Annotated in this window: 22 protein-coding genes; 11 read left to right on the top strand and 11 right to left on the bottom strand. The window is 64.6% G+C overall.

The window, feature by feature from the left end:
• Positions 1-16: 16 nt before the first annotated feature.
• Both ACA097_RS01560 and ACA097_RS01555 read right to left on the bottom strand, forming a co-directional pair.
• Positions 17-706: a GNAT family N-acetyltransferase gene (locus tag ACA097_RS01560; RefSeq protein ID WP_371368057.1), complete on the bottom strand. Its 690-nt coding sequence runs from the start codon at positions 704-706 to the stop codon at positions 17-19.
• A gap of 313 nt (positions 707-1019) precedes the next feature.
• Positions 1020-1361: a YciI family protein gene (locus tag ACA097_RS01555; protein ID WP_160286754.1), complete on the bottom strand. Its 342-nt coding sequence runs from the start codon at positions 1359-1361 to the stop codon at positions 1020-1022.
• Between the two features lie 297 nt (positions 1362-1658).
• Between ACA097_RS01555 and ACA097_RS01550 the strand changes: the two genes are divergently transcribed.
• The 4 genes from ACA097_RS01550 (at position 1659) to ACA097_RS01535 (ending at position 5409) form a co-directional block, all read left to right on the top strand.
• Positions 1659-2585 carry a cation diffusion facilitator family transporter gene (locus ACA097_RS01550; RefSeq protein WP_371368054.1) on the top strand — a complete coding sequence of 309 codons (927 nt, stop codon included), beginning with the start codon at positions 1659-1661 and terminating at the stop codon, positions 2583-2585.
• A 99-nt stretch (positions 2586-2684) separates the two neighbouring features.
• A complete protein-coding gene (locus ACA097_RS01545) occupies positions 2685-4106 on the top strand; it encodes an IS1182 family transposase (protein ID WP_371368052.1) in 1422 nt (473 codons plus the stop codon).
• Between the two features lie 398 nt (positions 4107-4504).
• Complete coding sequence (locus ACA097_RS01540; protein ID WP_371368050.1) at positions 4505-4819, top strand: EthD family reductase; 315 nt, start codon at positions 4505-4507, stop codon at positions 4817-4819.
• Between the two features lie 80 nt (positions 4820-4899).
• Positions 4900-5409, top strand: a complete 510-nt coding sequence (locus tag ACA097_RS01535; RefSeq protein ID WP_371368048.1) for a ProQ/FinO family protein — start codon at positions 4900-4902, stop codon at positions 5407-5409.
• 610 nt (positions 5410-6019) lie between these two features.
• On the opposite strand, the gene ACA097_RS01530 is transcribed toward ACA097_RS01535, so the two are convergent.
• Entirely contained in the window at positions 6020-6817 is a 798-nt protein-coding gene (locus ACA097_RS01530; RefSeq protein WP_371370591.1) for a GyrI-like domain-containing protein, read from the bottom strand.
• Between the two features lie 606 nt (positions 6818-7423).
• Here ACA097_RS01530 and ACA097_RS01525 point away from each other — a divergent pair.
• Together ACA097_RS01525 and ACA097_RS01520 are read left to right on the top strand one after the other, a co-directional pair.
• A complete protein-coding gene (locus ACA097_RS01525; RefSeq protein ID WP_043251759.1) occupies positions 7424-7996 on the top strand; it encodes a TetR/AcrR family transcriptional regulator in 573 nt (190 codons plus the stop codon).
• Entirely contained in the window at positions 7993-8949 is a 957-nt protein-coding gene (locus ACA097_RS01520; protein ID WP_043251761.1) for a DMT family transporter, read from the top strand. Before ACA097_RS01525 ends, ACA097_RS01520 begins: the two co-directional genes overlap by 4 nt.
• Positions 8950-9120: 171 nt before the next feature.
• On the opposite strand, the gene ACA097_RS01515 is transcribed toward ACA097_RS01520, so the two are convergent.
• Entirely contained in the window at positions 9121-9924 is an 804-nt protein-coding gene (locus ACA097_RS01515) for a lytic transglycosylase domain-containing protein (RefSeq protein ID WP_371368045.1), read from the bottom strand.
• 495 nt (positions 9925-10419) lie between these two features.
• On the opposite strand from ACA097_RS01515, the gene ACA097_RS01510 reads away from it, so the two are divergent.
• The 3 genes from ACA097_RS01510 (at position 10420) to ACA097_RS01500 (ending at position 11650) form a co-directional block, all read left to right on the top strand.
• Complete coding sequence (locus ACA097_RS01510; RefSeq protein ID WP_371368043.1) at positions 10420-10770, top strand: DUF3147 family protein; 351 nt, start codon at positions 10420-10422, stop codon at positions 10768-10770.
• Positions 10771-10843: 73 nt separating this feature from the next.
• Positions 10844-11131: a metal-sensing transcriptional repressor gene (locus ACA097_RS01505; protein WP_371368041.1), complete on the top strand. Its 288-nt coding sequence runs from the start codon at positions 10844-10846 to the stop codon at positions 11129-11131.
• 81 nt (positions 11132-11212) lie between these two features.
• Positions 11213-11650 (top strand): YqaA family protein, encoded by a 438-nt coding sequence (locus ACA097_RS01500; RefSeq protein ID WP_371368039.1) that lies wholly within the window; start codon positions 11213-11215, stop codon positions 11648-11650.
• Between the two features lie 5 nt (positions 11651-11655).
• Here the strand turns inward: ACA097_RS01500 and chrA are convergent, their stop codons facing one another.
• The 5 genes from chrA to ACA097_RS01475 form a co-directional block, all read right to left on the bottom strand.
• The gene (gene chrA / locus ACA097_RS01495) at positions 11656-13020 is read right to left on the bottom strand and encodes a chromate efflux transporter (RefSeq protein WP_371368037.1); all 1365 of its coding nucleotides are present in this window, start codon (positions 13018-13020) and stop codon (positions 11656-11658) included.
• Between the two features lie 82 nt (positions 13021-13102).
• A complete protein-coding gene (locus tag ACA097_RS01490) occupies positions 13103-13585 on the bottom strand; it encodes a Bro-N domain-containing protein (RefSeq protein WP_043251770.1) in 483 nt (160 codons plus the stop codon).
• Positions 13586-14287: 702 nt separating this feature from the next.
• On the bottom strand, positions 14288-15724 hold the full coding sequence (locus tag ACA097_RS01485; RefSeq protein ID WP_043251778.1) for an efflux transporter outer membrane subunit: 1437 nt from the start codon (positions 15722-15724) through the stop codon (positions 14288-14290).
• Positions 15724-18861, bottom strand: a complete 3138-nt coding sequence (locus ACA097_RS01480; RefSeq protein WP_371368034.1) for a multidrug efflux RND transporter permease subunit — start codon at positions 18859-18861, stop codon at positions 15724-15726. Before ACA097_RS01480 ends, ACA097_RS01485 begins: the two co-directional genes overlap by 1 nt.
• Positions 18862-18877: 16 nt before the next feature.
• Positions 18878-19921: an efflux RND transporter periplasmic adaptor subunit gene (locus ACA097_RS01475; protein WP_236658373.1), complete on the bottom strand. Its 1044-nt coding sequence runs from the start codon at positions 19919-19921 to the stop codon at positions 18878-18880.
• Positions 19922-20194: 273 nt separating this feature from the next.
• Here ACA097_RS01475 and ACA097_RS01470 point away from each other — a divergent pair, with 273 nt between their 5' ends.
• Positions 20195-20929 carry a response regulator gene (locus tag ACA097_RS01470; RefSeq protein ID WP_043251772.1) on the top strand — a complete coding sequence of 245 codons (735 nt, stop codon included), beginning with the start codon at positions 20195-20197 and terminating at the stop codon, positions 20927-20929.
• Positions 20926-22002: an ATP-binding protein gene (locus ACA097_RS01465; protein WP_043251771.1), complete on the top strand. Its 1077-nt coding sequence runs from the start codon at positions 20926-20928 to the stop codon at positions 22000-22002. The genes ACA097_RS01470 and ACA097_RS01465 overlap by 4 nt, the downstream gene beginning before the upstream one ends.
• 187 nt (positions 22003-22189) lie before the next feature.
• On the opposite strand, the gene ACA097_RS01460 is transcribed toward ACA097_RS01465, so the two are convergent.
• Together ACA097_RS01460 and ACA097_RS01455 are read right to left on the bottom strand one after the other, a co-directional pair.
• Positions 22190-22987 carry a class I SAM-dependent methyltransferase gene (locus ACA097_RS01460; RefSeq protein ID WP_043251780.1) on the bottom strand — a complete coding sequence of 266 codons (798 nt, stop codon included), beginning with the start codon at positions 22985-22987 and terminating at the stop codon, positions 22190-22192.
• 271 nt (positions 22988-23258) lie between these two features.
• On the bottom strand, positions 23259-24638 hold the full coding sequence (locus tag ACA097_RS01455) for a cytosine permease (protein WP_371368031.1): 1380 nt from the start codon (positions 24636-24638) through the stop codon (positions 23259-23261).
• Between the last annotated feature and the right edge of the window lie 351 nt (positions 24639-24989).

Raw genomic sequence — 24989 nt, 5'->3', positions numbered from 1 at the left:
CTTCGCCCCCGGGGCGTCAGTGAATCGTAGGGAAGCGCTCTTTAACCAGCGCCTGGGCCTGGTAGGCCATCTGGTCGAGCAGGCGGTCGCGTTTGTCTTCGGCCTCGCTCATGGCCTTCTTGCCGCGTTGCTGCAGCAGGTAGGCGTGGATCTGCCGTACTTCCTTGGACTGGAAGATCGGCGCCAGGTCCTGCACGGCGACCATGCCGTTCGAGCGGTGCTCGCGGGTGTTCAGCAGCACGTGCGGCCCCTGCGCCGCCAATACCCGGAAGCCCAGCGACTCGAACACCGGCACCTTGCTCGCCGCGCAGGCCAGCTCGACATGCGGGCGCTGCTCGATCATCTGCTGCAACAGGGCCCGGGCAATGCCGTGCCGGCGGTGGCTGGCCTGCACGGCCAGGTAGGCGAGGGTGCAGGCTTCGGCATCGTCCTGGCTCGGCAGGTACAGGGCGAAACCCAGCACCTGCGACGGGTCTTCGTCAGCCAGTGCCAGGATCAGGCGCGCGGGGCTTTCCGGGGTGCCGTTCATGGTCTGCAGATACAGGTGCACCTCGTAGCCGATCACGTACTGGTACAGCTGGTACAGCGGGTTGCTGGGCGTCAGCGGTACCGGGCTGATGTCGCTGAAGTAGTCCACCACCATCTGCAGCACCTGGCTCTTCAGGGCTTCGGGCGGGGTGGTGTCCAGGTTTACGAGGGTGAACATCTGCAGCGGGCTCCGGGCGTGCCCGATCCGGGGGATCGGGGAGGGGCGCCATTGTAACGCCCGCGCGCGGTGAGCGTTGCGGGCTCGCCACATCCCTCGCATGCCTTCGCCCCCTGCGTCTCGGCCCGCCGGGGGGCTGCCCGGACCGCTCCAGGCTGATCGGCACCTGCTGCGCTGGAGCTGGCGTTCAGTGGGGGGCGCTTGCGCGAAGGCGGGGCGGGGTGTCGAGCGCACCGCATGTTGGTTCGCCGGCCGGGGACTATCCGTGGGCGGCATGGGTCTGCGGTCCATGCCTGGAGCAGCCAACAACCCCTCAGGACTGCGGGTCAAACCCGAAGACGCGAAGTTCTTGCTGGCACCGGCAGGCCTTCGCGATACGCGCGGCCCACGCGATGGCCTCCTCGCGAGAGGGCAGTTCGAGCACGGTGAAGCCGCCGTCGAGCGAGGGGGCCCAGGGGTAGCCGCCCTCGGCGAACGAACCGTCGGCGCAGACGAGCAGGGGCGGCACGGCTTCGTCGATGCCGCCGGCGAAGACGTAGACGCCGGCGGCCTTCGCGTCTTCGATCACGGCTCGCGCGTCGCGGCCCACGGCCTCCAGCTCGCCGTCGGGCACGATCATCGCGGCGCTGGGGAAGGAGATCAGGTACTTGGCCATGGTGCGCTTTCCTCGGGGGTGATGACGGTCGTGGCGTGAGGATTATGGGCCAGGCGTTCGCGTCCGCGAGGCTTCGCTTCCGGCCGGTAGCGGCATGCCTCGCGGAGTTGCCATGGGGTGGATGGGCATGCCCCGAATAGCGGCCAGCGCACTTGCGACAATGCATAGCGACATTGCCCGGGCGCCGATAGCCACGGTTTGGGCCCTGGCTTATAGTCGCGCCCCCCAGCGAAGCCACCAGCGCCAGCCAGGCCTGCATCGGGCGACGTGACCCCGGAGGCGCAAGGAGCCCCTGCAATGAAAACCGAACAAGGCATCCTGCGCCTTTCCATCCTCGTGACCGTGCTGCTGGCCGGTTTCGGTATCGTCGTCGGCCTGCTTTCGGGCTCCTTCTCGATCGTCTTCGACGGCGTCTACTCGCTGGCCGATGCCAGCATGAGCGGCCTGGCGCTGATGGTGGCGACGCTGATCCGCCGCCACACTACCGAAGGCGACGCCAGCCGGCGCCTGGCCGAGCGCTTCAACATGGGCTTCTGGCACCTGGAGCCGATGGTCCTGGCGCTCAACGGCACGCTGCTGTGCGGCGTGACGCTGTACGCGCTGATCAACGCCATAGGCCGGCTGCTCAGCGGCGGTCACGCGCTGGAGTTCGGTTTCGCCATGCTCTATGCGGCGGTCGCAACCGTGGCCTGTTTCGCCCTGGCCGCCGTGCAATTCCGTGCCAATCGGCGCATCGGCTCGGACTTCGTCGCCCTCGACGCCAAGTCCTGGGTGATGTCCGGCAGCATCTCCCTGGCGCTGTTGATCGCCTTCGTCGTCGGCGACGTTGCCACGGCGAGTGGCCATGCGCAGATCGGCCCCTATGTCGACCCGGCGGTCCTGGCGCTGATCTGCCTGGCCATCCTGCCGATACCGCTGCTGACCATTCGCCAGGCCTTCAAGGACATCCTGCTGGTCACCCCGCCTGACCTGAAGCAGCACGTCGACGAGGTGGCCGCGGCCACTGTCTCGAAACACGGCTTCGTTGACTATGAGGCCTATGTCGCCAAGGTCGGGCGGGCGCAGCAGATCGAGCTGTACTTCATCGTCCCACAGGGCTGGCCGGCACAGACCCTGGACGAGTGGGACCGGCTGCGCGACGAAATCGGCGAGGCCATCGGCGGCGAAGGCCCCAACCGCTGGCTGACCATCACCTTCACCACCGATCCGCTTTGGACCAAGTAACCCCGCTCAGGCCGCTGGATCCAGACTGTGTGAAAACCTAGCCGTCTGAGCACAAGCCAAAGACAATGCCCGTATCGATCGATACGGGCATTGTCGTTCATGGGCTATATCCGCGGTGAAGGGCGTGATCAGGGCAGCTTGTTTCCAGTGTCGCTGGATGAGTTGGTTCCCGAAGAACATCTGGTCCGCGTGATCGAGGCCTACGTGGCGCGGTTGGATTTGCAGCGGCTGGGCTTCAGCAAGGCGCAGGCGAGCCGGACGGGGCGCCCGGCCTATGATCCGGCCGACTTGCTCAAGCTGTACCTGTATGGCTACTTCCAGCGAATTCGCTCCTCGCGCCGACTGGAAGCCGAATGCCAGCGCAATGTCGAAGTGATGTGGCTGCTGGGTCGCCTGTCGCCGGACTTCAAGACCATTGCCGACTTCCGCAAAGACAATGGTTCGGCGTTTCAGGCGACCTGTCGTGCTTTCGTGCAGTTCTGCCGCCAGGTCGGGTTGCTCGGTGGTCAGTTGGTGGCCATCGATGGCAGCAAATTCCAGGCGGTGGCTTCACGGCGCAAGCACCTGAGCCTGGCGCGGCTCAAGCGTCAGCAAGCCAAGCTGGAGGCCGAGATAGCCCGCTATCTGAGCGACCTGGATGAGGCCGACCGCGCCGAAGCGGGCGATGGGGTCGACCGGAGTGCCGTGAAGACTGCGCTGGAGCAGTTGCAGGCTCAACACGCGGACAACCTGACCTGCCAGGTACTGATGCAGGCCCAGGGGCTCGAGCAATTCGTGATCGGCGAGGCCGATGCCCAGTTGATGCGAACCCCGCAGGGCGCGCGGGTCGCCTACAACGTGCAGAGCGCGGTCGATGACAAGCACTGCCTGGTCCTGCACCACGAGGTGACCCAGGACGGCAATGACACGCGCCAACTGCAGCCGATGGCCGAAGCCGCCCAAGCGGTTCTGGAGCAGGCGCAACTCACGGTCACGGCGGACGCCGGTTACTCCAATGGCGAGCAATTCCAGGCGTGCGAGGATGCGGGCATCACGGCGTATGTACCGCCGAACCGTGGCGTTAACAATCATGGCAACGGCACGGCGCTGTTCGATCGCAGCGCCTTTACCTACGACGTGGATCATGACCGCTATCAGTGCCCGGCAGGCCAGTGCCTCCCGCTCAAACAGGTACGAGGCACAGAGAGGCTTTATGCGATCGCCGGCGACTGCCGCGCTTGCCCTTTGAAGGCGCGTTGCACGAATAGCCAGCGTCGCCATCTCAGCCGTCATGCCCATGAGTCAGCTTTCGAGCGCATGCAGCAACGCCTGAAGGCCCGGCCGGAGATGATGACCAAGCGCCGAGCGATCGTCGAACACCCCTTTGGCAACTTGAAACAGTGGGTATTCGGCAACGGCCGCTTCCTGCTGCGGCAGTTAGCGGGCGCCAGAACGGAAATGGCCCTGGCAGTACAGGCCTACAACCTCAAACGCGCGATTCAGGTACTCGGCGCGCGTCGCCTGATCGAGTTGATGGGATAAACCCTCAGAAAAGCAAACGCCCCGAACCAGTCGGGGCGCTTGCTAAGCCTTGCTCACAGTGTGTTTTCACACAGTCTGGATTGCGGCGCTTCACGCCGCGATCAGAGGGGCAGGGGGGCCGAGACAGGCACGGGCTTGCATCGCACCTGACCAACCAATCGCATTGCCGCTGACCAGTCGGTTGCATCCGTGCTGACCGCCGTTTGCACCCGGCTTGATCCGTACATGCCCAGGAGGCGAACGGCGGAGAACGGCCAGAAATGGTCGCTGAAGCCGCATTGACGCAGGGGGTGGCGGGCTGGCGCGTGAGGGCAAAGGCCAGATTGCTGCCAACCGTGGCCGCAAGCGGGCATGATAGGCAGGAATGCAACCCGGTCCTAATCGTTGGAGACTTGCCCATGATCAAAGTTAGCGTGATGTACCCCAATGCCCCAGGCGTTCGATTCGACCACGACTATTACCGAGACATCCATATGCCTCTGGTGAAGGAACGCATGGGGGACAAATGCAAGTACTACACGATCGATAAGGGACTGGCCGGTGGAGAGCCCGGAGCCCCGGCGACATACGTTGGGATGTGCCACATCTTCTGTGACTCCGTGGAGGCCTTCCAGGCGGGCTTCGGTCCACACGCAAAAGAGATTCTGGCGGACATCGCGAATTACACCGACCAGACGCCAGTGCTGCAGATCAGTGAGGTAGTTGTGGGCTGATCGTCCTGATTCAGCTGATCCCGAAGGCCATTTGGAATACCCTTGCGCCACGAATCAACCTCGAAGCTGTGAATTGAACGATGGGTTTTGAACAACTAGCTGGACTACGTGACCGCCTGCGGGCTGAAAAAGAGCAGGCAAAGACCGATAGCGCGAAGCGCCCCAAGCAGAGGCCCGCCCCGAAGGCGAAGCCGCGTGACCAGGACCCCGCGGTGGAAGCGATCTGGCGATTGCAAAAGCACTTCCCCTTGGCTTTCCCTGTCAATCCGGCGCCCAAGGTTCCGCTCAAGCTGGGCATCCTCCAGGATGCCGAGCAGCACCTGGAGCTGCTCGGAATAACCAGCGAACAGCTCAAGCTGGGCATCACCTCCTGGTGCAAGGGAACACGTTACTGGGCATGCATGGTGGAGAATGCGCCGCGCCTGGACTTGAATGGCCAAGCAGCGGGTACCGTGACGGCCACTCAGGCGCAGTATGCGAAGCAGCAGGCATCGCGGCAGCGCAGCCTGGACCGCCGAAATCGAGCGAAGCAAAAAGCGAGTGTCCAAGCCCCCGCCGCCGATACCCCAGCGGAACAGAGCGCGGACTGAACTCACGCGCGCCCTGCATGGAATCGCCCAACCACTCGGATGGCGGGCAAGGCGTGCGATGTGCTGGCAAGGAGAAGCGAAGGGCTGCGGTTGGCCGCCTCTGCCCTTCGCGACCGGCAGCTTCGGGGCGGACGCTGACGATCGCGAACGCCAGCAATCTGCCAACAGCGGACGGCAGCCACCGACCACCTGAAAGCTGAACTTTACTCCATTCGCCCACTTTGAAATCGCCAACCTCGATACTCAGATGGGCTTCCTCGAAGACTTCATACTCAACCATCTGGCACACCGCATCGGTGTCCGCGTATTGCGCTTTCTGAGCGGCGGCCGGTTCAGGGGAGATAGCGGCTTTGCCTGGGGCTGGTCAGTCGCTGTCGGTAGTTGAATTCTGTTCGCCCCATTCGTAGCGTTCATTGCCTGGCTGATTCATCGCTGCGCCCATTGAGCGAAAGGCCGCAATGGGGCGGTAGCGGCTTGCCATCGACCCCGGGCGTCAAGACGGAACGATGGACGCATTGGAGTCAATGCACCTGGCCGTCAATGGGACCAGGCAGCACAGAATTGCGCCGGCACGAACTGTTCGGACGACGACAAGGCGCGAGAGCCCGTGCTATTGCAGCGGGATATAGATATCCGTCTGCCACTCTTCCAGGGGCGTCTCCGGGAAGACGCTCAGGTAGTGGAAGAACAGCGGGTGGTCGCGGAGTTCTTCGTTGCTGCCGGGTAGCCAGTCGCGATAGATCGGATAGATGCTTTCGCCGATGTGATCAGGCGAGCCGACGTGACGAACGACCACGCAGCGGCCGCCGGGAATGACCAGCTCGCGGACGCCGTAATCGTTCGGCGCAACGGCTTCGCCAATTTCGCCGCAGATATCGAAGCGAAACGCTTCCGATGGTGTCGTGTCGGGGTTGCCGTAGGGAATGCCGAACGTGCGGCTCACCCCCACCGGCGACTGCCCGCTGCCCATGCGCCACTGGATGAACTGGCGCACGCTCGCGTCGAGTTGTGCCGGAGGGCCGCAGTGTTCGAGGGCGGCGACCCTGACTTCGGCGAAGTCGACGATACGTAACTGCATGGTGATGCTCCTGGAAAAATGGGGGATGGCGAAAACCGCATGCCAGGTTTGCCAGTTCGGCTGTTTTCGGAATGCACTGGGCGCCGTGCCGAAGTCTCGTCGAAAGGCCCGGCTGAACGCCTCGGGGCTGTCGAAGCCGGCGTCGAGCGAGGCGTCCAGCACCGAGTATTTCGCGCCGGACGCCAGGCGATGCGCCGCACGCCGCAGGCGCATCAGCTGCACATAACGCGCAACCGGCACACCCACGTAGGTGGTGAATTGCCGATGGAAGTGAAACGCCGAGAAATGCGCCACTTCGCTCAAGGTCTTCACTGAAAGGTCACCCTCCATGTGGCCATCGATGTAGGCAAGCACGGCGTCGAATCGTTTGGCGTAGGCGGTCGGAATTTCGGGCACCGGGTGGAGGCTCCTGGTTATGCGGTCGACGACAGAATGACCCAGCCCGCAGTGGGGGCACCTAGCCGGGCTTGCTCAGGTTACGCCCGTCGCGGGCCTTCTCCCCTGCGGGGCGGCTACGACTGTCCGTTATCAAGGCGTCGACAGCTGTGAGGGCGGCGAGCGTGTAGGTAAGCGGTCCCGGACTGACGCCCGGTAGCATTTTTCCGTGCCGTCGCTGAGCACCATCGAGCTGCCATACGGCTACGAGCTCCAGCACCGGCACGACCACCGAGCAGAGGATGATTCCGAGCGTCACGAGCCGTTTCCGCGGCGTCTCGACGTTCGTTGTCGTTATCGTTATCGAGGAGGGTACCGACCCAACGTGGGCTGTCGCCAGCGACAGCTGACGGCCACAGGCTGCCCTTCACTGCATCCTCGACAACATCAGTTCAGTGGCCAGTGTCGCTGGCGACTTGGGAGTAGTCGCTTTTGCGCGCGATCGGTACTTACCGGTCGGTATAGTCGCATCACCTCCCCTCAATTCGACGGCCAACCACCATGGAAGAGACTCGCCAGCGACTGATCAACGCCGCCCTGGAGCTGTTTCTGAGCCAGGGACTGCATGTCACTGGGGTAGCGGCCATTGCTGCTCGGGCCAGGGTCACCAAGATGACGCTTTACGGGCACTTTCCATCCAAGGACTCCCTGATCGTGGCCTGTCTGGAGGAGCGCGATCGCCTCTGGCGAGCGAGGGTCGAGCAGCTGCGTGACGACTTGCCCGATCCACTGGAGGCACTTCTGGCGTTCTTCGATCTCTACCAAGGCTATGTCGAGCGCGACAGCCATCGCGGTTGCCTGTTCGTCAACAGTGCCGCTGAGTTCTCCTCGATGAGTCACCCGGTGTTCCGGGCTGTCGAGCGGCACAAAGAGGGGGTGCGCGAGCAACTGGCTGCCTTGGCCAGGCAGGCGAAGTTCAACGCCCCGCGACAGATCGCCGAGAGTCTGTTTCTGCTCCTGGAGGGCAGCTTCGTCAGCGCCGCGCGCGGCGATTCGACGGCAGTTTTCGATACGGCCCGGCAGATGGCCAGGCAGTGGCTGCAGTCCCAGCCTCACGAGGAGCAACGCACATGAAAGGAGGGTTGATCGCTGCCATCGCAGCCACCTTTTCCTGGTCCTTGCTCTATCTGTTGCCGAACCTGATCGGGGAATACAGCACCTTTGACCTGGCGGTAGTCAGTTACGCGTTTGCCGGCCTGGGATCGCTAGGTGTGCTGGCAAGGTTCCGTCGACAGTTGACGACTCTGACGCTTGGCGACTGGCTGACGGTCGGCCTGCTGGGCTTCCTGGGCTACATCGGTTACTTCTTCCTGATCACCAGTGCCGTTATCGCCGCCGGACCGGTCATTCCACCGGTCATGCTGGGTTGTGTGCCCATAGTCCTGGCCATCGCCGGCAATCTGCGTAGCCAGGCGATTCCCTGGCGCAGCATTGCGGCCCCACTGCTGCTGGGCGCGCTGGGCATCATGATGGTCAATGCCAGCAGTTTCGAGCGCGCCGATGGGCAAGCCTCGCAACCCGCGGCGATGGTACTGGTGGGCATCTTGATTTCCCTGCTGGCGATCGGATTCTGGACCGCCTTCGGTCTGCTAAACGAGCGAGCCCTCAGCACACGACCGGGCATGGATCCGTTGCTCTGGTCGGCACTGCTCATCCTGACGTGCAGCATCGAAATGGCCGCATTCCTGCCCGTGGGGCTGTACCTGAAGCTGTCCAGTTTCGTGAGCCACGGCGGCGCTCTGAAAGGAACCTCGGCGGTGCTTTTCTGTGGCCTGGTTCAGGGGCTGGGGGCAACCCTCGGAGGAGCCTGGGCTTGGTCGATCGCGACGCGGAGCATTCCTCTAGCGCTGGGTGGGCAGTTGATTGCCAGCGAAACGCTCTACGCCACCACCTTCGGTCTCCTCATCCAGCATCGCTGGCCATCGCCACTGGAGGCGCTGGGGACAGCAACCCTTTTCCTCGGCGTGACCGTGGCCATTCGGCAGTTCTACCGTGCTGACCAACGTCGTCGCCAAGGCAGCAGTTGACCCGTCGGGACCGTCCGCTTCGGGTAGGTTGCAGCCGGTAGCTACTACGGTGCGACGGGTCAAGCCGTATGCGAGCGGTGGTCAGCGTGAATGCAAATGCTTGGTCGGGAGGAATGCAGGCGGGCGATCGAGTCAGCGCAATTACGCCCGCTTTTCTTGTGCGCCCCGTGATCAGCGCTGCCTGCGGTAGCGCTCGGTCAAGGACTGCACGAGGGAGACGTAGGATTGCGTCTCGGCGTAGGGCGGCACCCCGTTGTACTCGGCTACGGACGCCTCGCCGGCGTTGTAGCCGGCCAACGCCAGCGTCTGGTTGCCGTTGAAGCGCTTGAGCAGCCAGGCCAGGTAGCGCACGCCGCCACGGATGTTCTGCCGCGCATCGAACGGATCGTCCACGGCGAAGCGCTCGGCGGTGGCGGGCATCAACTGCATCAACCCCTGGGCGCCTTTTTCGGAAACGGCGTTGGGTTGAAACGCCGATTCGGCATGCATCACTGCGCGGACCAGCGCGCTGTCGACACCGTAGTGGCCCGAGGCAGCCTCGATCTCGCGCCGATAGGAGCGGGTATCCAGGCGCACTGAGGCGACGTTGAAGCCCTTCGGCGCCGCGCACAGGTAGCAGCCCTTGATGTATCTGACCTCAAGCACATCGACCCGCGCGGAGATCCCGACGGGGCGCCGGCTCACGTACTGGCGAACACCCTTGTAGACGAACGTGTACACGCGAATCCGCCCCGGGCCTGGGCTGTCGTCCCGCGCAAGCTTTGGCCGGGCCTTTGCCTTGGCGCCTGCAGCGGCGCTCGCCTTGCCATCCTGGCGCGTGCAGTGGGCGTGGGCGATGGCGTGGCTGGTGTAGCTGAGGGTTCCGTCCTTGGCCTGGCACTTGAACTGGGCGCCGGCGCACAGGGGGGCGACCAGCACGGCCAACCCGATGCAGCCAAGCAGGCTCTTGCGAGCCCATCGTGCACTGGAACCCATCGCATCGCTCCGCGCCACAGGCGCCGATCAGGCCAGGGCGAACCTGGCGCGGGCAATCGGGAAACACACAACTGGGACGGTCGTTGCCGGCGGCAGCCCCAAGCGAGCCTTGCGCACGTTTGCCGTGCTCCTGTGACTGGCAGGCTCCCTGGGCTTGCCAGGCGCTGCCTTTGGGGCGCCTGTCCGCGGCGCTCCAGCTTTTGCTCCGCTAGTTATACCCCTTGTAACCGGCCCTGGATTTTGGATTGACGTACGGGCTGCCGACGCTCGCAGGGACGAGAAGGGGGCGGATTCGTTTTTCCCCCTCGTGCTGCCTGGGAGGTCGGGACTAGAGCGATTGAGTGAATCCGTCCCCGTCTTCGCTTCTTCGTCCGGCGTGGCAGCAAACGGTCGCTTGGCGCGTTGGGTGTAGTCTGGTCATATCCCTCGGGGGAGGATATTATCGCCAGCGTTCCGAAGCGGATCGACCGCCTCGGCGCTCGTGCGGGAGCTGCCATGGCATGGCTCATCACCAAGTACATCCTGACCGCCGGAATCGTGGTGCTCGTCTCCGAGCTGGCCAAGCGCAGCGACAAGCTGGGCGGCCTGGTGGCGGCGCTTCCGCTGGTGACGGTGCTGACGCTGATCTGGCTGTACGTCGAGCAGCAAAGCCAGGAGAAGATCGCCAACCACGCCTGGTACACCTTCTGGTACGTGGTGCCGACGCTGCCGATGTTCCTGGCCTTTCCGCTGATGCTGCCGCGCTTGGGTTTCTGGCCGACGCTGCTTGGCTGCATCGTCCTCACGATGGCCTGCTTCGGGCTGTTCGCCCTGTTCGTGCGGCGCTTCGGCATCGAGTTGCTCTGAGCCGCACCGGGTTGCATGAGGTATCACCTCCTGGGGGATACTCGCCCATCGTCTACCGACAGGGACTTCGCCCATGAGCAAGACCGACCATCCCCATACCCACCAGACGCACGCCGCCATCATCAAGCGCCTGAAGCGCGCGGAAGGGCACCTGCGCAGCATCGTCGCGATGATCGAGAACGAACGCGCCTGCGTGGATATCGCCCAGCAGCTTCATGCGGTGGAAAAGGCCGTCTGCCAGGCCAAGCGCACGCTGATCCAGGATCACATCGACCATTGCCTGGAAGACAGCGTCGGCGCGCTGGGCCGCGGCGAGCGAGCGCCGCTGGACGAGTTCAAGCAGATCACCAAGTACCTCTGAGGTTCGCCAATGTCAGGCATCGTCGACAGTCGACAACTCGAAACGGCTCGCGAGGGCATCGGGGTGGGCGGCTGATTCCGTATGTGGGAAACGAGTGGATACCTGGGGCTGTTCGCCTCGGCTTTCGGCGCCGCGACCTTGCTGCCGTTGCAATCGGAGGCGGTGCTGGTGGCGCTGCTGCTCGCCAAGCAGCATCCGGCGCTTGCGCTCCTGCTCGTGGCCACGCTCGGCAATGTCGCCGGGTCGGTCGTGAACTGGGTGCTCGGGCGCTACCTGGAACACTGGCAGGGCAAGCGCTGGTTCCCTGTTTCCCCCGAGCGGCTGGCCAAGGTCCAGGGCACTTACCATCGCTACGGCCGCTGGTCGCTGCTGCTCAGCTGGGCGCCAGTGATCGGCGACCCGCTCACCGTGGTCGCCGGCTTGATGCGCGAGCCGCTGTGGAGCTTCCTGCTGATCGTCACGCTGGCCAAGGCTACGCGCTATGCAGTGCTTTGCGCCGTCACGCTGGGGTGGGGCTGAGCGACTCAACCCCGCAGCAAATGCACCGCCAACCCCGCCAGCGCGCAGGCGAACAGCACCTGAATCACCCCACGCTTGAAGCGGAACAGCGCAACCGCCGCCGCGACGGCGATCAGTGCCGAGGGCCAGTCGAAGGCGCCGGAGAAACCTTGCGGCCAGAGCACGTGATAGCCGAAGAACAGCGCCAGGTTGAGGATCACGCCGACGACAGCGGCGGTGATGCCGGTGAGCGGCGCGGTGAACTTCAGCTCGTTGTGCGTCGATTCCACCAGCGGGCCGCCGGCGAGGATGAACAGGAACGACGGCAGGAAGGTGAACCAGGTGACCAGGCTGGCGGCGACGGCTCCGGCAAGGAACGGGTGGTCGGCGCCGAACATCGGGTGGACGTAGCCGCCGACGAAGCCGACGAACGCCACCACCATGATCAGCGGGCCCGGCGTGGTTTCGCCCAGGGCCAGGCCATCGATCATCTGCGTCGGCGACAGCCAGCCGTAGTGGCCGACCGCGCCCTGGTAGACGTAGGGCAGCACCGCGTAGGCGCCGCCGAAGGTGAGCAGGGCGGCCTTGGTGAAGAACCAGCCCATCTGCGTCAGCGTCCCTTGCCAGCCGAACGCGGCCGCCAGCAGGCCCATGGGCAGCAGCCAGAGCGCGGCACCGATCACGCATAGGCGCAGCAGGTGCGGCCAGCGGAAACGCGCGTGCTCGGGCGTTGGCGTGTCGTCGTCGATCAGCGCGGGGCCGTAGCTGGTTTTCGCCGCGCCATGGCCGCCGCCGAGGGCGAACTTGCCGGGCAGCAGGCGCCCCCCGATGTAGCCGATAACGGCGGCCGCCAGCACGATCAGCGGGAAGGGCAGGTTGAGCGCGAAGATGGCCACGAAGGAGGCCGCGGCTATCGCCCACAGCCAGCCGTTCTTCAGCGCGCGGGAGCCGATGCGATGCGCCGCGTGGACGACGATGGCGGTGACCGCCGGCTTGATGCCGTAGAACAACCCGGCCACCACCGGCACCTCGCCGAAGGCGACGTAGAGCCACGACAGGCCGATCAGCACGAACAGCGAGGGCAGCACGAACAGCCCCCCGGCGATCACGCCGCCCCAGGTTCGGTGCATCAGCCAGCCGATGTAGGTGGCGAGCTGCTGGGCCTCCGGGCCGGGCAGCACCATGCAGTAGTTGAGCGCATGCAGGAAGCGCTTTTCGCTGATCCAGCGGCGGCGCTCCACCAGCTCCTGGTGCATGATCGCGATCTGCCCGGCCGGGCCGCCGAAGCTGATGAAGCCCAGTTTCAGCCAGAACAGGAAGGCTTCGAAGAGGCCGACCGGCGCTCGGCTTGCCGCCGCAGCCTCGGCGCTGGGCGAGGGGGATTCCGTCATCACTGTTCTCGTCGTGTGCAAAGGCGACTACGTATACAGGAGCCCGGGTGGCGAAAGAAACACGCCCGGGCGAGCGACCCGATCAGGCGCTGGTCGCCATCATTCGCACCGCATCGTCCAGGCGAACCCAGACCTGGCCCTGCCACTCCAGCACCCCCAGTTCACGGCCCAGCGCCGGGGCCATGCGCCGGCGCGGCAGGTGCGGGTTGTGCTGCTGGGCGTTGCGCAGCATCGGCAGCACTTCGTTGGTCAGCCACTGGCGCAGGCTGCGGTTTTCCGGGTGGTAGAAGTTGACCATCAGCAGCGCGTAGACGCCGCTTTCGCTGATCAGCAGTTCCTCCTCGCATTCGCCACAGCTGTTTTGCAGAACCGCCTTGCGGTGCTGGTCGGCATCCAGCTTGTGGACGATGCGCTCGGTGATGTGGCTGTTGGTCAGGCGCGCCAGGTCGCGCCCGGCGAACCAGGCCTGGTCCTCGATCAGCACCGCGCGCAGTTGCCGGTGATGACGGAGGAAGACGGAAGGAATCAGGGCGGAATCGGAGGGGAAGGAAAGGGCAGGGTTCATGCTGTGCTCCTTGCATGCATTCAAGAAGCCGCCCCCGGGAGAAAGGGAGGCGGACCGTGCAAGGGTGGAAGACCGGGATACCGTAAGGCCGGCCAGGCCGAAGCCTGCCTTGCACAGTCCGCCATAGACCGCCAGAACTCTCCCGGCTTTGGTGGCCTGATGAGCTCTGCTATGGCGTATTACGGTAATCAGGCTTCCACACCTGACCGCGGCAAATCCGCGGCGGGCGAAACCCTACGCAGGGAGCTTGTAGGACCGCAACGCCATAGGCGAGTAGGAAGTTTCCCAAAGCCTCCGCATGTGTGGGAACGCAGATTCTTTCTCGCCGGGCCGTCTGGCCCGGCTCATGCGGCCCGGAGGGGGCAATTGCGAGAGGCGACTATCCGCCCGGTGTGACCTGTTGCTTTTGGCTGCAATCGGCCAGAAGCGGACCTAGGAAATAGGTCTCCATCTTCCCGGTTAGCGGCCAGTACTCCGAGTAGCCATCCTTATCAGCACACTGGTGGACGACTTGTCGCGAACACCAGCGCTACTTGCTGTCGCCAGCTTTGGAGCAAAGAAAGACGGGTCGAGCAGAAACCCAACTCTGCTTGAAAGATATCTGGGCCATCCGAGTAAGGCTTCAAATTGCAGAATGAGCGCGGGATCCGGCTCTCTTTGATCTAGCCGGGACAGGCTAAGGTTTGACCATTTGGGTCGACTCTAGTGAGCCACCGCGACAGCGGCAGTCTTCGTAATATCACGCTCATGCAGGCCACCACCCAGCGCTTTGTACAGCGCCACCCGATTGGTGATTTCCGCGCGGCGCAGCTCCAGCAGCGCCTGCTGCACAGCGTGCAACTGGCGCTGGGCATCGAGCAGTTCCAGGCGGCCGTCGACGCCGGCACGGTAGCGCAGGTCGGACAGTCGTAGGCGCCGCTCGGCAGCGGTCACAGCGCGCATTTGCGCCTCGATCTGATGGTCGAAGGTAGCCGTTCCCGCCAGCGCATCGGCCACTTCGCGGAAGGCCGTCTGGATGGCGCGCTCGTACTGGGCGACCGCCTCGGATTTGCGCACCTCGGCCAGGCGCAGTTCGGCGCGCAGGCGACCGCCCTGGAACAGCGGCTGGGAAATCTGCGGGGCGAAGCGCCAGACCTGCCGGGCCGGGTCGAACAGGCCACCGAGCGAGGTGCTGGCGTAACCGAACGACGCGGTCAGGGAAATCTGCGGGAAGAATGCCGCCCGCGCCGCGCCGATATCGGCATTGGCAGCCACCAGCATCTGCTCGGCCTGACGCAGATCCGGCCGGCTCAGCAGAAGGTCGGCCGGCAACCCGGCTGGCAGACGTGCGACCGACGGCTGGCGCTCCAACGGCAAAGCAGGTGGCAGGTCGCCCGGCAGCTCACTGCCAACTAGCAGCTGCAGGGCATTGTCCGCCTGCGCCTGGGCGCGGCGACGCGCCTCCAGGTCGGCTTCGGCCAGGGCCACCTGCCCTTCGGCCTGGGCCACGTCCAGGCTGCTGCTCTGCTCGGCCTGCTTGAGCAGGCGCGCCAGCTCCAGCGACTGTTGCCAGTCGGCCAGGGTGCGCTCGGTGAGCTGCAGTTGCTCGTCAGCCAGGCGCTGGGCGAAGTAGGCCTCGGCTACCGCACCGACCAGAGCGATCTGCGCCGCGTCGCGCCCCTGCTCACTGGCCAGGTAGCGCGCCAATGCGGCATCGGAGAGTGCACGTACACGGCCGAACAAATCGATTTCGAAGGCGCTGAGGGCGACGTTCACCCCAGTCTGCTGGTTCACTTCATGGTTGGCGCGATCATTGGCATCAGTGTTTAGGACGCGTTCGCGCGTGCTCGTTGCGTCCAACTCAACGGCCGGCAAGCGCGCGGCGCGCTGAATGTTCGCCTGCGCCTGCACCGCCTCGACGTTGAGGGTGGCCAGGCGCAGGTCGCGGTTATTGGCCAGCGACAGGGCGATCAGCCGTTGCAGGCGCGGATCGCCGAACATCGCGCGCCAGCCCAAGGCACTGGGCGGCAGCATCGAGGCCGGTGTGGTAGCGCCCATGGCAAAGCGCGCCGGCACGGGTGCGGCCGGGCGCTCCAGGGTCGGCGTCAGCGAGCAGGCGCCGAGGCAGGCGAGCAGCGGCAGGATCAGGAACAGGCGCATCAGGGGTTCTCCCGGGTCAGCGCGGCACTGCCACGCTGCGCACGCCAGGCGCTGAAGCGCTCCTGCGTGCCGATGACGAAGACGAAAAAGGCCGGCACGAAGAACACCGCCAGCAAGGTACCGCTGAGCATGCCGCCGAACACCCCGGTGCCGATGGCGTGCTGGGTTTCGGCGCTGGCACCGGACGCCAGCATCAGCGGCACCACACCGAGGGTGAAGGCCAGCGAGGTCATCAGGATCGGCCGCAGGCGCAGGCGCGCAGCGGTCACGGCGGCGTCGATCAGCGTGCGCCCCTCGGCATGCAACTGGCGGGCGAACTCGACGATGAGAATGGCGTTCTTCGCAGACAGGCCGATGATGGTGATCATGCCCACCTTGAAGAACACATCGTTGGGCATGCCGCGCAACATCACCGCGGCTACCGCGCCGAGCAGGCCCAGCGGCACCACCAGCATCACCGATAGCGGGATCGACCAGCTCTCGTACAGCGCCGCCAGCACCAGAAACACCACCAGTGCCGACAACAGCATCAGCAGCGGTGCCTGCGCCGCCGACTGGCGTTCCTGCAATGACGCCCCCGTCCAGGCTGCGGCATAGCCCTTTGGCAACTTCGCCACCAGGCGTTCCATTTCGGCCATCGCTGCGCCACTGGATACGCCGGGAGCCGCTCCTCCGGAAATACGTACCGCCGGGAGGCCCTGGAAACGCAGCATCTGCTGCGGTGATTCGCTCCACACCGGCGTCACCACCTCGCGCAGCGGCACCATGCCGCCGCTGACGTTGCGAACGCGCAGGCCGAGCACGTCGTCCAGTTGCATGCGCGCGGGGGCGTCGGCCTGCAGGATGACCTGCTGCATGCGTCCGGCATTGGGGAAATCGTTGACGTACAGCGAGCCCATGGCCGCCGACAGCGTGCTGCTCACGGCCGCGAAGGAAAGGCCCATGGCCTCGGCCTTCTCCCGGTCGATCTCCAGACGGATGCTCTCGCCGGACGGCAAGCCATCGGGGTAGACATCGCTGACCACCGCGCTCTGCGCGGCCAGTTCCAGCAGTTGTGCCTGCGCGGCCAGCAATGCAGCTTCGCCACGGTTGGCACGATCCTGCAGGATCATGGTGAAACCGGAGGACGTGCCCAACTCGTCGATGGCCGGAGGCATCAAGCTCATCACCGTGCCTTCGACGTTGTCGGCCATGGCCTGCTGCGCCAGCGCGGCCTCTTCGGCGGCCGTTGCGCCATCACGCTGATCCCAGTCCTTGAGCATGGTGAAGGCCATGGCCGCGTTGGGGCCGGAGCCGGCGAAGCTGAAACCCTGTACCACCAGGTTGGCGTCCAGCCCCGGGCGCGAGGCGACGTGGGCCTCGTAGGCCTTGACCACGTCCAGCGTGCGCTCGCTGGTAGCGCCGGTGGGCAGCTGGATGGAAGTCATGAAGTAGCCCTGATCCTCCTCGGGCAGGAACGAAGACGGCAATTGCGTGGCAGCGGCTGCCAGTACCGCACATAGCACGGCGAAGACCGCCATCATTCGTCCGCTGCGCCCGACCAGGCGTGCTACCCGCGCGCCGTAGCTCGCGGTGAGACGTTCGAAGCCGCGGTTGAAGGCGCCGAAGAAGCCACGTTTTTCATGATGGTCGGCGCTCACCGGGCGCAGCAGCGTGGCGCAGAGTGCAGGCGTAAGGCTCAGGGCGAGGAAAGCCGAGAACAGGATCGACACTGCCATTGACAGGGTGAACTGCTGGTAGATCACCCCCACCGAGCCGCTGCCAAAGGCCATGGGGATGAACACGGCGGTGAGCACCAGGGTGATGCCGATCACCGCGCCGGTGATTTCCTGCATCGCCCGTGAGGTGGCTTCTTTCGGCGACAGCCCCTGGGTTGCCATCAGCCGTTCGACGTTCTCCACCACCACGATGGCATCGTCGACGATGATGCCGATGGCCAGCACCATGCCGAACATGGTCAGCGAGTTGATCGAGAACCCCGCCAGCAGCATCACAGCGAAGGTGCCGAGCAGTGCGATGGGCGCGACGATGGCCGGGATCAGTGTGTAGCGCAGGTTCTGCAGGAACAGGAACATCACCAGGAACACCAGCACCATGGCCTCGAACAGGGTGTAGATCACCTTCTCGATGGACACCTTGACGAAGGGCGCGGTGTCGAACGGCACCGAGTAGGCCATGCCGGCCGGCATGCTCGGCGCCAGTTCGGCCAGGCGCTCGCGCACGGCTGAAGCGGTGCGCACGGCGTTGGCCCCAGGCGACAACTGGATCGCGGCACTGGTCGCCGCCACGCCGTTCTCGCGGTTGGAGAAGGCGTAGGACTCAGCGCCCAGCTCGATCCGAGCCACGTCGCCGAGCACCACCTTGGCGCCATCGGCGCCAGCGCGCAGGACGATGGCGGCGAACTGTTCCGGCGTGCTCAGCTGTCCTTGCACGGTCAGCGGCACGGTCAGGCGTTGACCGGGCAATGCTGGCTCGTCGCCGATCCGGCCGGGGGCGATTTGCGCGTTCTGCTGCTCGATGGCCTGTGCCAGTTCGTTCATGGTCAGGCCGTAGGCCGTGAGCTTGTTCGGATCGACCCAGACCCGCATGGCCTGCTCGGCGCCGAACAGTTGCACACGCCCCACGCCGTCGATACGACGCAGCTCCTGGACGATATTGCGTGCCAGATAATCGTTGAGGGCAACCTCATCGAACTGGCCGTTGGGCGAGGTCATGCCGACCATCATCAGAAAGCTCGAGGCGGCGGACTCCACCTGCAGGCCGTTCTGCCTTACGGCCTGGGGCAGGCGTGGCTCGACGGCCTTAACGCGGTTCTGCACGTCCACCTGAGCCAGCTCCGTATCGGTGCCCGGCTTGAAGGTGGCCGTGATCTGCGCGGAGCCCGAGGTATCCACCGAGGACTCGAAGTACAACAGGTTCTTCACCCCCGACAGCTCGCGCTCGACCAGGCTCACCACCGAGTCGTTGAGCGTCTGCGGGGTGGCCCCCGGATAGCTTGCGTAGAGGGTCACCGACGGCGGCGCCACCGACGGATATCGGGCGATGGGCAATTGCGGGATGGCGATGACGCCGCCCAGCACGATGAACAGGGCGATCACCCAGGCAAACACTGGGCGGTTGATGAAAAACTGCGGCATGACAGCTTCTCCGGACTCAGCGCGCGACAGCGCTGAGCTGTTCGTGGTTGGTGGCGGGCTGCCAGGGGCGTGTGGCGACCTGGGCGTCGGGACTCAGGCGTTCGATCCCCTCGACCACCACCTGCTGTCCGGCGTTGACTCCGGACACCACGCGGTAGTGACGCTCGACCAGTTCACCGAGCTCGATGGGCACCGGGCGTACCCGGCCCTGAGCATCCACCACCCACACGCTGGCCTGGCCCGCGCTGCGGGTCACCGCCTGCTGCGGCACGCTGACAGCGGCGGGGTAATGAGCTCGCGGAATCCGCGCCTGCACGTAGAGACCGGGCAGCAGGCGGCGTTGCGGGTTGTCCACCAGTATCCGCAGCAGAACGTCGCCGGTTCCGGCATCCACCTCAACGCCAGAAAACAGGACGCGCCCGCGCATGCCCAGCGGTTTGCCGTCGCTGCCCAGGATGTCCACGCTCAGTTCCGGCGACGCCTCACCAGCCCGCTGACGCAGCGCGTCCAGCACTGAAGCGGGCTGGCGCACATCGACGTACACCTGGTCGATTTGCTGAATGCGCGCCATGGGCGTGGCATCGCTCGGCGACACCAGTGCGCCTTCGCTGACGAGCGCCTGGTCGATCCGCCCGGCAATCGGCGCCTCGACGCTGGCGAACTGCAGGTCCAGCTTGCGCCGAGCCAGCGTTGCCCGGGCCTGGGCAACATCGGCGGCGGCCTGCTCACGCAGCGCCACGGCATCGTCATACACCTGGCGGCTGACCGCCTCTGCGCGCATCAATGGGTTGAGGCGCTCGGCCTGCACGCGCGCCCGCGCCAAGACTGCCTTGGCACGCTGCAAGGCCGCGGAGGCGCTATCGACTTCGGCCTTGAACGGCGCCGGGTTGATCTGGAACAGCACGGTACCGGCCTTGATCTCGGCGCCCTGCTCGAACAGACGACGCTGCACGATGCCGCCGATCTGCGCGCGAATCTCGGCGCTGCGTACGGCTGCCACGCGCGCGGGGAGAACCTCGTTGATGGCCAGCTCGTGCGCTTGCAGTGTCAGTACCGACACCTGGACAGGCGCCGGTGCTGCGGTTTCCTGTGGCGCCGCATCGCAACCTGCCAGAGCCAATACGGCAAGTCCTGCGAACACGACGCCCAGAGGCCGCTGTTTACTGCCCATAACCCACTCCTCGTTGCACGCTACGCCCAGGCCGACCTGATGTCGGCCGGGAGCTGATCGAGGCTGCAGTCTGGGGCGTGGCTATTGCGAATGATTCGAGGCTTTGTGGAGAAAGCATGGAGAGCGCTATAAAATTCGGCGCCACCGTCTGCGAGACTGTTCATGGCCGATCTTAATGCGCGCACTAGCCTTACCTCCCACGCCTCGGCACTGGTGCTGATCGCCGAGGACGAGGCAGAGATCGCCGACATCCTCATCGCCTATCTGCAACGTAGCGGTTTGCGCACCCAGCATGCTTGCGATGGCCACCAGGCATTGGCCATGCACCAGACGCTCAAGCCGGATCTGTTGCTGCTGGACGTTCAGATGCCCCATCTCGATGGCTGGCACGTGCTCAGCGAAATCCGCTCCCGTGGCGATACGCCGGTGATCATGCTCACCGCGCTCGACCAGGACATCGACAAGCTGATGGGGCTGCGCCTGGGCGCCGACGACTACGTGGTCAAACCCTTCAACCCGGCCGAGGTGGTGGCACGTGTTCAGGCGGTGCTGAGGCGCACGCGGGCGAGCGCGCCGGCCGCCACCCGGATCCTGCGCGTCGGCGCCTTCCAGATCGACCTGGACAGCCATGAAGCCAGCGTGCAGCAGCATGGCCAAACACACACACTGGATCTGACTCTGACCGAGTTCAAACTGCTGGCCTGCCTGATGCGCGCGCCGAAACGGGCGTTCAGCCGTGCCGAACTGTTGGTCAACTGCCTGCCCGAAGGTGACACCCAGGAACGCACCGTGGACAGCCACATCAGCAAACTGCGCAAGAAGCTTGAAGCGCACGATATCCAGGGCGTGCCGGCCAGTGTCTGGGGCGTGGGCTATCGCTTCGGCAGCGACGCATGAAGCCGGCAACCGGACTGCGCCGGCAGTTCATCCAGTCCCTGGCGGTGATGGCGCTGAGCATCATTTTCATCGCCGTGTTCGGCTCCTACGTTTTCTATGCCATCGCTACGGCTTACATGCCGGGCAGCATCTCGGATACCTGGGTGCCCTCGCGGGTAGAGATGATCTGGATTGGCTGCACCATTGCCGCCGCACTGGGCATGGCAGTGTTCGTCGCCATCCGCCTGTCGCGGCGCCTAATCACCCCGCTGAACTCGGTGGCACACAGCCTGCGCGAAGTGGCCCAGGGCAATCTCACGGCACGCGCACCGCTGGACGAGCAGGCCACGGGCGAGACAGCGCAACTGGTACGCGACTTCAACCTCATGGCCGAGCGCCTGCAGTGCATGACCCGCGAGCGCGAATTCTGGAACGCAGCCATCGCCCACGAGCTGCGCACACCGGTGACAATTCTGCGCGGCCGCCTGCAGGGCCTGGCAGAAGGCGTGTTCGATCCCAGCAATGAGCTGTTCGAAGGCCTGCTACGCCAGGTGGAGGGACTCAACCGTTTGATCGAAGACCTGCGCGTGCTGAGTCTCAGGGATAGCGGCCACCTGGATATACAGCGCACCAGCGTCCGTCTGGCCGATGAACTCGGCACTGTGCTACGGGCCTTCGCCGAGCCGATGGCAGCCAAGGGCTTCCACCTACACGACGAACTGGATGCCAACTTGCTAGTGGAGTGTGATGGGCTACGCATCCGTCAGGCGCTGATGGCTTTGCTGGAGAACGCACTGCGCCATGCCGATCCGGGCAACCTGCGAGTGCGTCTGCAAAAGGTCGGCGACGACTGTCAGTTGAGCGTGGAAGACGATGGCCCCGGCATTGATAGCGAACTGACCAGAGAGATCTTCGAGGCCTTTCGTCGTGGCGATCCTTCGCGCTCTCGAAAAAGCGGCGGTAGTGGCCTGGGGCTCGCCGTGGTCAAAGCTATCGCAGAGGCCCATGGTGGTCAGGCGATATGCCAGGCATCTGGAATGGGAAGTTTGTTCATTGTTTCTTGGCCGGTAAGCAAGCCGGTTGCTCAGACATAGTCTCTTGACCAAATGTCCGCAATTGGCCGATCTCTGCCTATCGTGATCGACAGAAGTCGACCCATTGCAGCCATTCGTGAGTGGCAGAAACCGGCCAATAGCGGCCTGTCGGATGATCGGTTGATCAGCCCCTACGAAGCGTTGTTGATCCAGCGATGCTGGGCGTTCTACCCGGCAGCGGGTAGAGCTATTTCTTCGTTGCCCGAGTCATCAAGTAGTGCTGACGCACCATGTTGTTCTCAAAGTAACGTGAGACAAAACTGTCGAGCTCCGCCCTGAAGGCCGCGAGTTTGGCCGGTTCATCTTGCAAAGCAGCAACCAGTTTCACCACCGGGCCAAGGGTTTCCTCTATGCCTTTGCGATAGTGCTGCGGACTTAACGCAGGAAACACCATGACTGAGCGATCAAACACTATGTCTGTCACGGCATCTCCGAGCCGCTGGCGGATGATGTTTGGATCTCCCCATTGCGGAGGCGCGGCTGCGCCTGGAGGTGGCGGAACGAACTTGCCAACCAGCGCGAACATCTGCCCCACGTAGTGCTCCGGCGGCCATGTTGAGAACGCAAGCGTTCCGCCCGGTTTGAGTACACGCAGCATCTCGGCAGTGGTTACGTCCGGTCTGGGCGCAAACATGTGCCCGAACTGGCTGATCACCACATCGAAGGTCGAGTCCCCGTATGGCAGGGCTTCTACATCACCCTCAGTGAAGTCGATCTCGACGCCCGCAAGGGCGGCGTGCTGCCTGCCGTGCTCGATCAATACAGGCGAAAGGTCGAGCGCGCAGACCTTCGCGCCCACGCGCGCCGCCGTCACCGCCCCCACGCCAGTGCCGCAGCCGACATCGAGCACCACCTGGTTTGCGCGTATGCACGCATGTTTGACGAGCACCGCTGCCGTCGTCGTCGTGACGGCTTCGAGCGGTGCGAAGAGCGACCATCCCTCTCGCTGAATGGCCTTGAGCTGGGCAAACGGATCGTTTGACACGGCGTACACCTCTTTGCAGCGGCGATTGAGGCAACGATTGAATTGTTTGCCGCAAGATGCAACTCGTCAAAAAAGGAAGGTTACCTCCCGCGCCCGTGCCCTGATTCGATGCCGGAACGCTCAGGTTTCATGTCCGCAACGGATCGATAACTGCCTCGGGCCGCGGGCAACTCCTGGCCGACTTCTGCCTGGCGTAATCGGGACAACCGCACCTTTCCATCGTGCAGACCGGGTTGGCCTCAGTGCGTGATGTCCCCCTGTCGCCAAGGGATCAGTCGGGAGCAGGGGAGCGGAACTGGCGTCGCGCGGCTGCGGGCTGGCTGTTAACCATGCAGTAGAGCGCGCCTGCGAGTACCAGGCCCACTGCCCAGCTGATGTCCGCATCCAGCCAGTTCGCGACGAAGCCGGTGTAGAACGACAGCTTCATGAACGGAATCGTGCCGATGATCGAGACGGCATACACCGCCAGCGTGCGTCGATTGAAGCGTCCGTACTGGCCCTTGGGGTCGTACAGTTCGCCCACGTCGTACTGACCGCGGCATACCCAGTAGTAGTCGGCCAGGTTGATCGCGCTCCAGGGGATCAGCAGGTAGAGCTGCCCGATCAGGATGTCGGCGAAGAAGGTGTCGAAACGATATTGGGTGGCGATGGCGATCAGCGTTGCAGCCACGGTCAGCACTGCCATGACCGACGCTTTTGCAGTGGCCGTGACGTAGCGCAGCCCACCGAAGGCCCCGAAGATCGTGACCGTGGACATGTAGGCGCTGTACAGGCAGAGCACGTTGTACTGGATCACCCCGAGCGCGATCACGGCCAGCGCCAAGGGGGCCCAGGGGCCGAACAGCGTGGCGATGGCGGTTGCCGGGTCATGCCCCAGCATGGTGGGGATCGCAACGGCCACCAGGGCGCCCAGGGCCATCATGGCGAAAGAGCCCAGTGCGCAGCCGCAGTAGGTGGTCCAGAACGTGGTGCGTGTGTTGACGTGGGCCGGCAGGTAGCGCGAGTAATCCGCCACGTAGGGGCCGTAACCCAAGGTCCAGGAGGCCGCCTGCGCGACCACCAGGTTGAAGGCGGTCAGCGAAAAGCCCGCGCTTGCTGTCGTCGTCGACATCGCGTCGCCGGGGTGCAGCAGGATCAGAACCAGCGCGCCGGCGAATACCAGCGTCGACATCAGGCTCATCCACGCCCCCAGGCGGTGGATCAGTTCGTAGCCCACGAAACCGATGACGAAGGTCAGTATGCCTACCACCACGATGGCCTGGTCATCGCCGATGGGCAGCAGCGCCTTCAAGGCATCGCGCATCAGCACGCCACTGGCGGCCAGGAACAGCACCGCCGCCGTGACCATCACCAGCAAGGGAATCGCCGCGCCGTAGACACCGAATTGCGCCCGGCTCTGAATCATCTGCGGGACGCCCAGGTGCGGGCCCTGGGCGGAGTGCGCGGCCATGAAGACGGTGCCGACGAGGTTGCCGATCAGCAGGCCGAGCACTGTCCAGGCGAAGCTCAACCCCGAGGCGATGCCCAGGGTGCCGACCATCAGCGCGGTCACCTGGAAATTGGAGCTGAACCAGATGGTGAACAATCGTCTGGGCGTGCCATAGCGCTCAGCGTGAGGGACAAACTCGATACTGCGCTTTTCAAGCTTCACGACCGACTCCTTATTCTTTCCCTCCGATTATCAATAGGTTATCGAGGGCTATTCGGCCTGGTCGCGAACATCTCGTAGCTACCAGCGACCGATGCGATAAGCGGTTTGTGCGCCCCTGGCGTCGCCAAGGACCTTCCTGCCGCACGAAGACGCCTGCAGTTGTTGGGCGTTCCCGTTCGATCTGACCCAGGGCTGGCTCCCGCCGCCGCCAGCTTCGAGGCGCAATCTGCTGGTGGTGGAGACAAGCGTCGGTCAGGAGCCGTCACAGGACTTTCCTCGTTTGCGAGCCGTTGCCAGCAGGCGGAAGGGCAGGGGGCACGAAGCCGTCTCCCTGAATTCGCAGGATGGTTG

It is taken from the genome of Pseudomonas sp. QL9, from assembly GCF_041409665.1.
GTDB classification, from domain to species: Bacteria; Pseudomonadota; Gammaproteobacteria; order Pseudomonadales; family Pseudomonadaceae; genus Pseudomonas; species Pseudomonas knackmussii.
Note: the sequence above shows the minus strand (reverse complement) of the source record. Positions and strands in the feature narration are given on the sequence as shown.

Bases quoted from the DNA above. Each gene is read 5' to 3' on its own strand.
- ACA097_RS01485 (WP_043251778.1), bottom strand. From the start codon at position 15,724: ATGCGCCTGTTCCTGATCCTGCCGCTGCTCGCCTGCCTCGGCGCCTGC.
- chrA (WP_371368037.1), bottom strand. From the start codon at position 13,020: ATGACGGAATCCCCCTCGCCCAGCGCCGAGGCTGCGGCGGCAAGCCGA.
- ACA097_RS01555 (WP_160286754.1), bottom strand. From the start codon at position 1,361: ATGGCCAAGTACCTGATCTCCTTCCCCAGCGCCGCGATGATCGTGCCC.
- ACA097_RS01470 (WP_043251772.1), top strand. From the start codon at position 20,195: ATGGCCGATCTTAATGCGCGCACTAGCCTTACCTCCCACGCCTCGGCA.
- ACA097_RS01480 (WP_371368034.1), bottom strand. From the start codon at position 18,861: ATGCCGCAGTTTTTCATCAACCGCCCAGTGTTTGCCTGGGTGATCGCC.
- ACA097_RS01505 (WP_371368041.1), top strand. From the start codon at position 10,844: ATGAGCAAGACCGACCATCCCCATACCCACCAGACGCACGCCGCCATC.
- ACA097_RS01515 (WP_371368045.1), bottom strand. From the start codon at position 9,924: ATGGGTTCCAGTGCACGATGGGCTCGCAAGAGCCTGCTTGGCTGCATC.
- ACA097_RS01525 (WP_043251759.1), top strand. From the start codon at position 7,424: ATGGAAGAGACTCGCCAGCGACTGATCAACGCCGCCCTGGAGCTGTTT.
- ACA097_RS01550 (WP_371368054.1), top strand. From the start codon at position 1,659: ATGAAAACCGAACAAGGCATCCTGCGCCTTTCCATCCTCGTGACCGTG.
- ACA097_RS01535 (WP_371368048.1), top strand. From the start codon at position 4,900: ATGGGTTTTGAACAACTAGCTGGACTACGTGACCGCCTGCGGGCTGAA.
- ACA097_RS01500 (WP_371368039.1), top strand. From the start codon at position 11,213: ATGTGGGAAACGAGTGGATACCTGGGGCTGTTCGCCTCGGCTTTCGGC.
- ACA097_RS01520 (WP_043251761.1), top strand. From the start codon at position 7,993: ATGAAAGGAGGGTTGATCGCTGCCATCGCAGCCACCTTTTCCTGGTCC.
- ACA097_RS01560 (WP_371368057.1), bottom strand. From the start codon at position 706: ATGTTCACCCTCGTAAACCTGGACACCACCCCGCCCGAAGCCCTGAAG.
- ACA097_RS01530 (WP_371370591.1), bottom strand. From the start codon at position 6,817: ATGGAGGGTGACCTTTCAGTGAAGACCTTGAGCGAAGTGGCGCATTTC.
- ACA097_RS01490 (WP_043251770.1), bottom strand. From the start codon at position 13,585: ATGAACCCTGCCCTTTCCTTCCCCTCCGATTCCGCCCTGATTCCTTCC.
- ACA097_RS01510 (WP_371368043.1), top strand. From the start codon at position 10,420: ATGGCATGGCTCATCACCAAGTACATCCTGACCGCCGGAATCGTGGTG.
- ACA097_RS01545 (WP_371368052.1), top strand. From the start codon at position 2,685: ATGGGCTATATCCGCGGTGAAGGGCGTGATCAGGGCAGCTTGTTTCCA.
- ACA097_RS01540 (WP_371368050.1), top strand. From the start codon at position 4,505: ATGATCAAAGTTAGCGTGATGTACCCCAATGCCCCAGGCGTTCGATTC.
- ACA097_RS01465 (WP_043251771.1), top strand. From the start codon at position 20,926: ATGAAGCCGGCAACCGGACTGCGCCGGCAGTTCATCCAGTCCCTGGCG.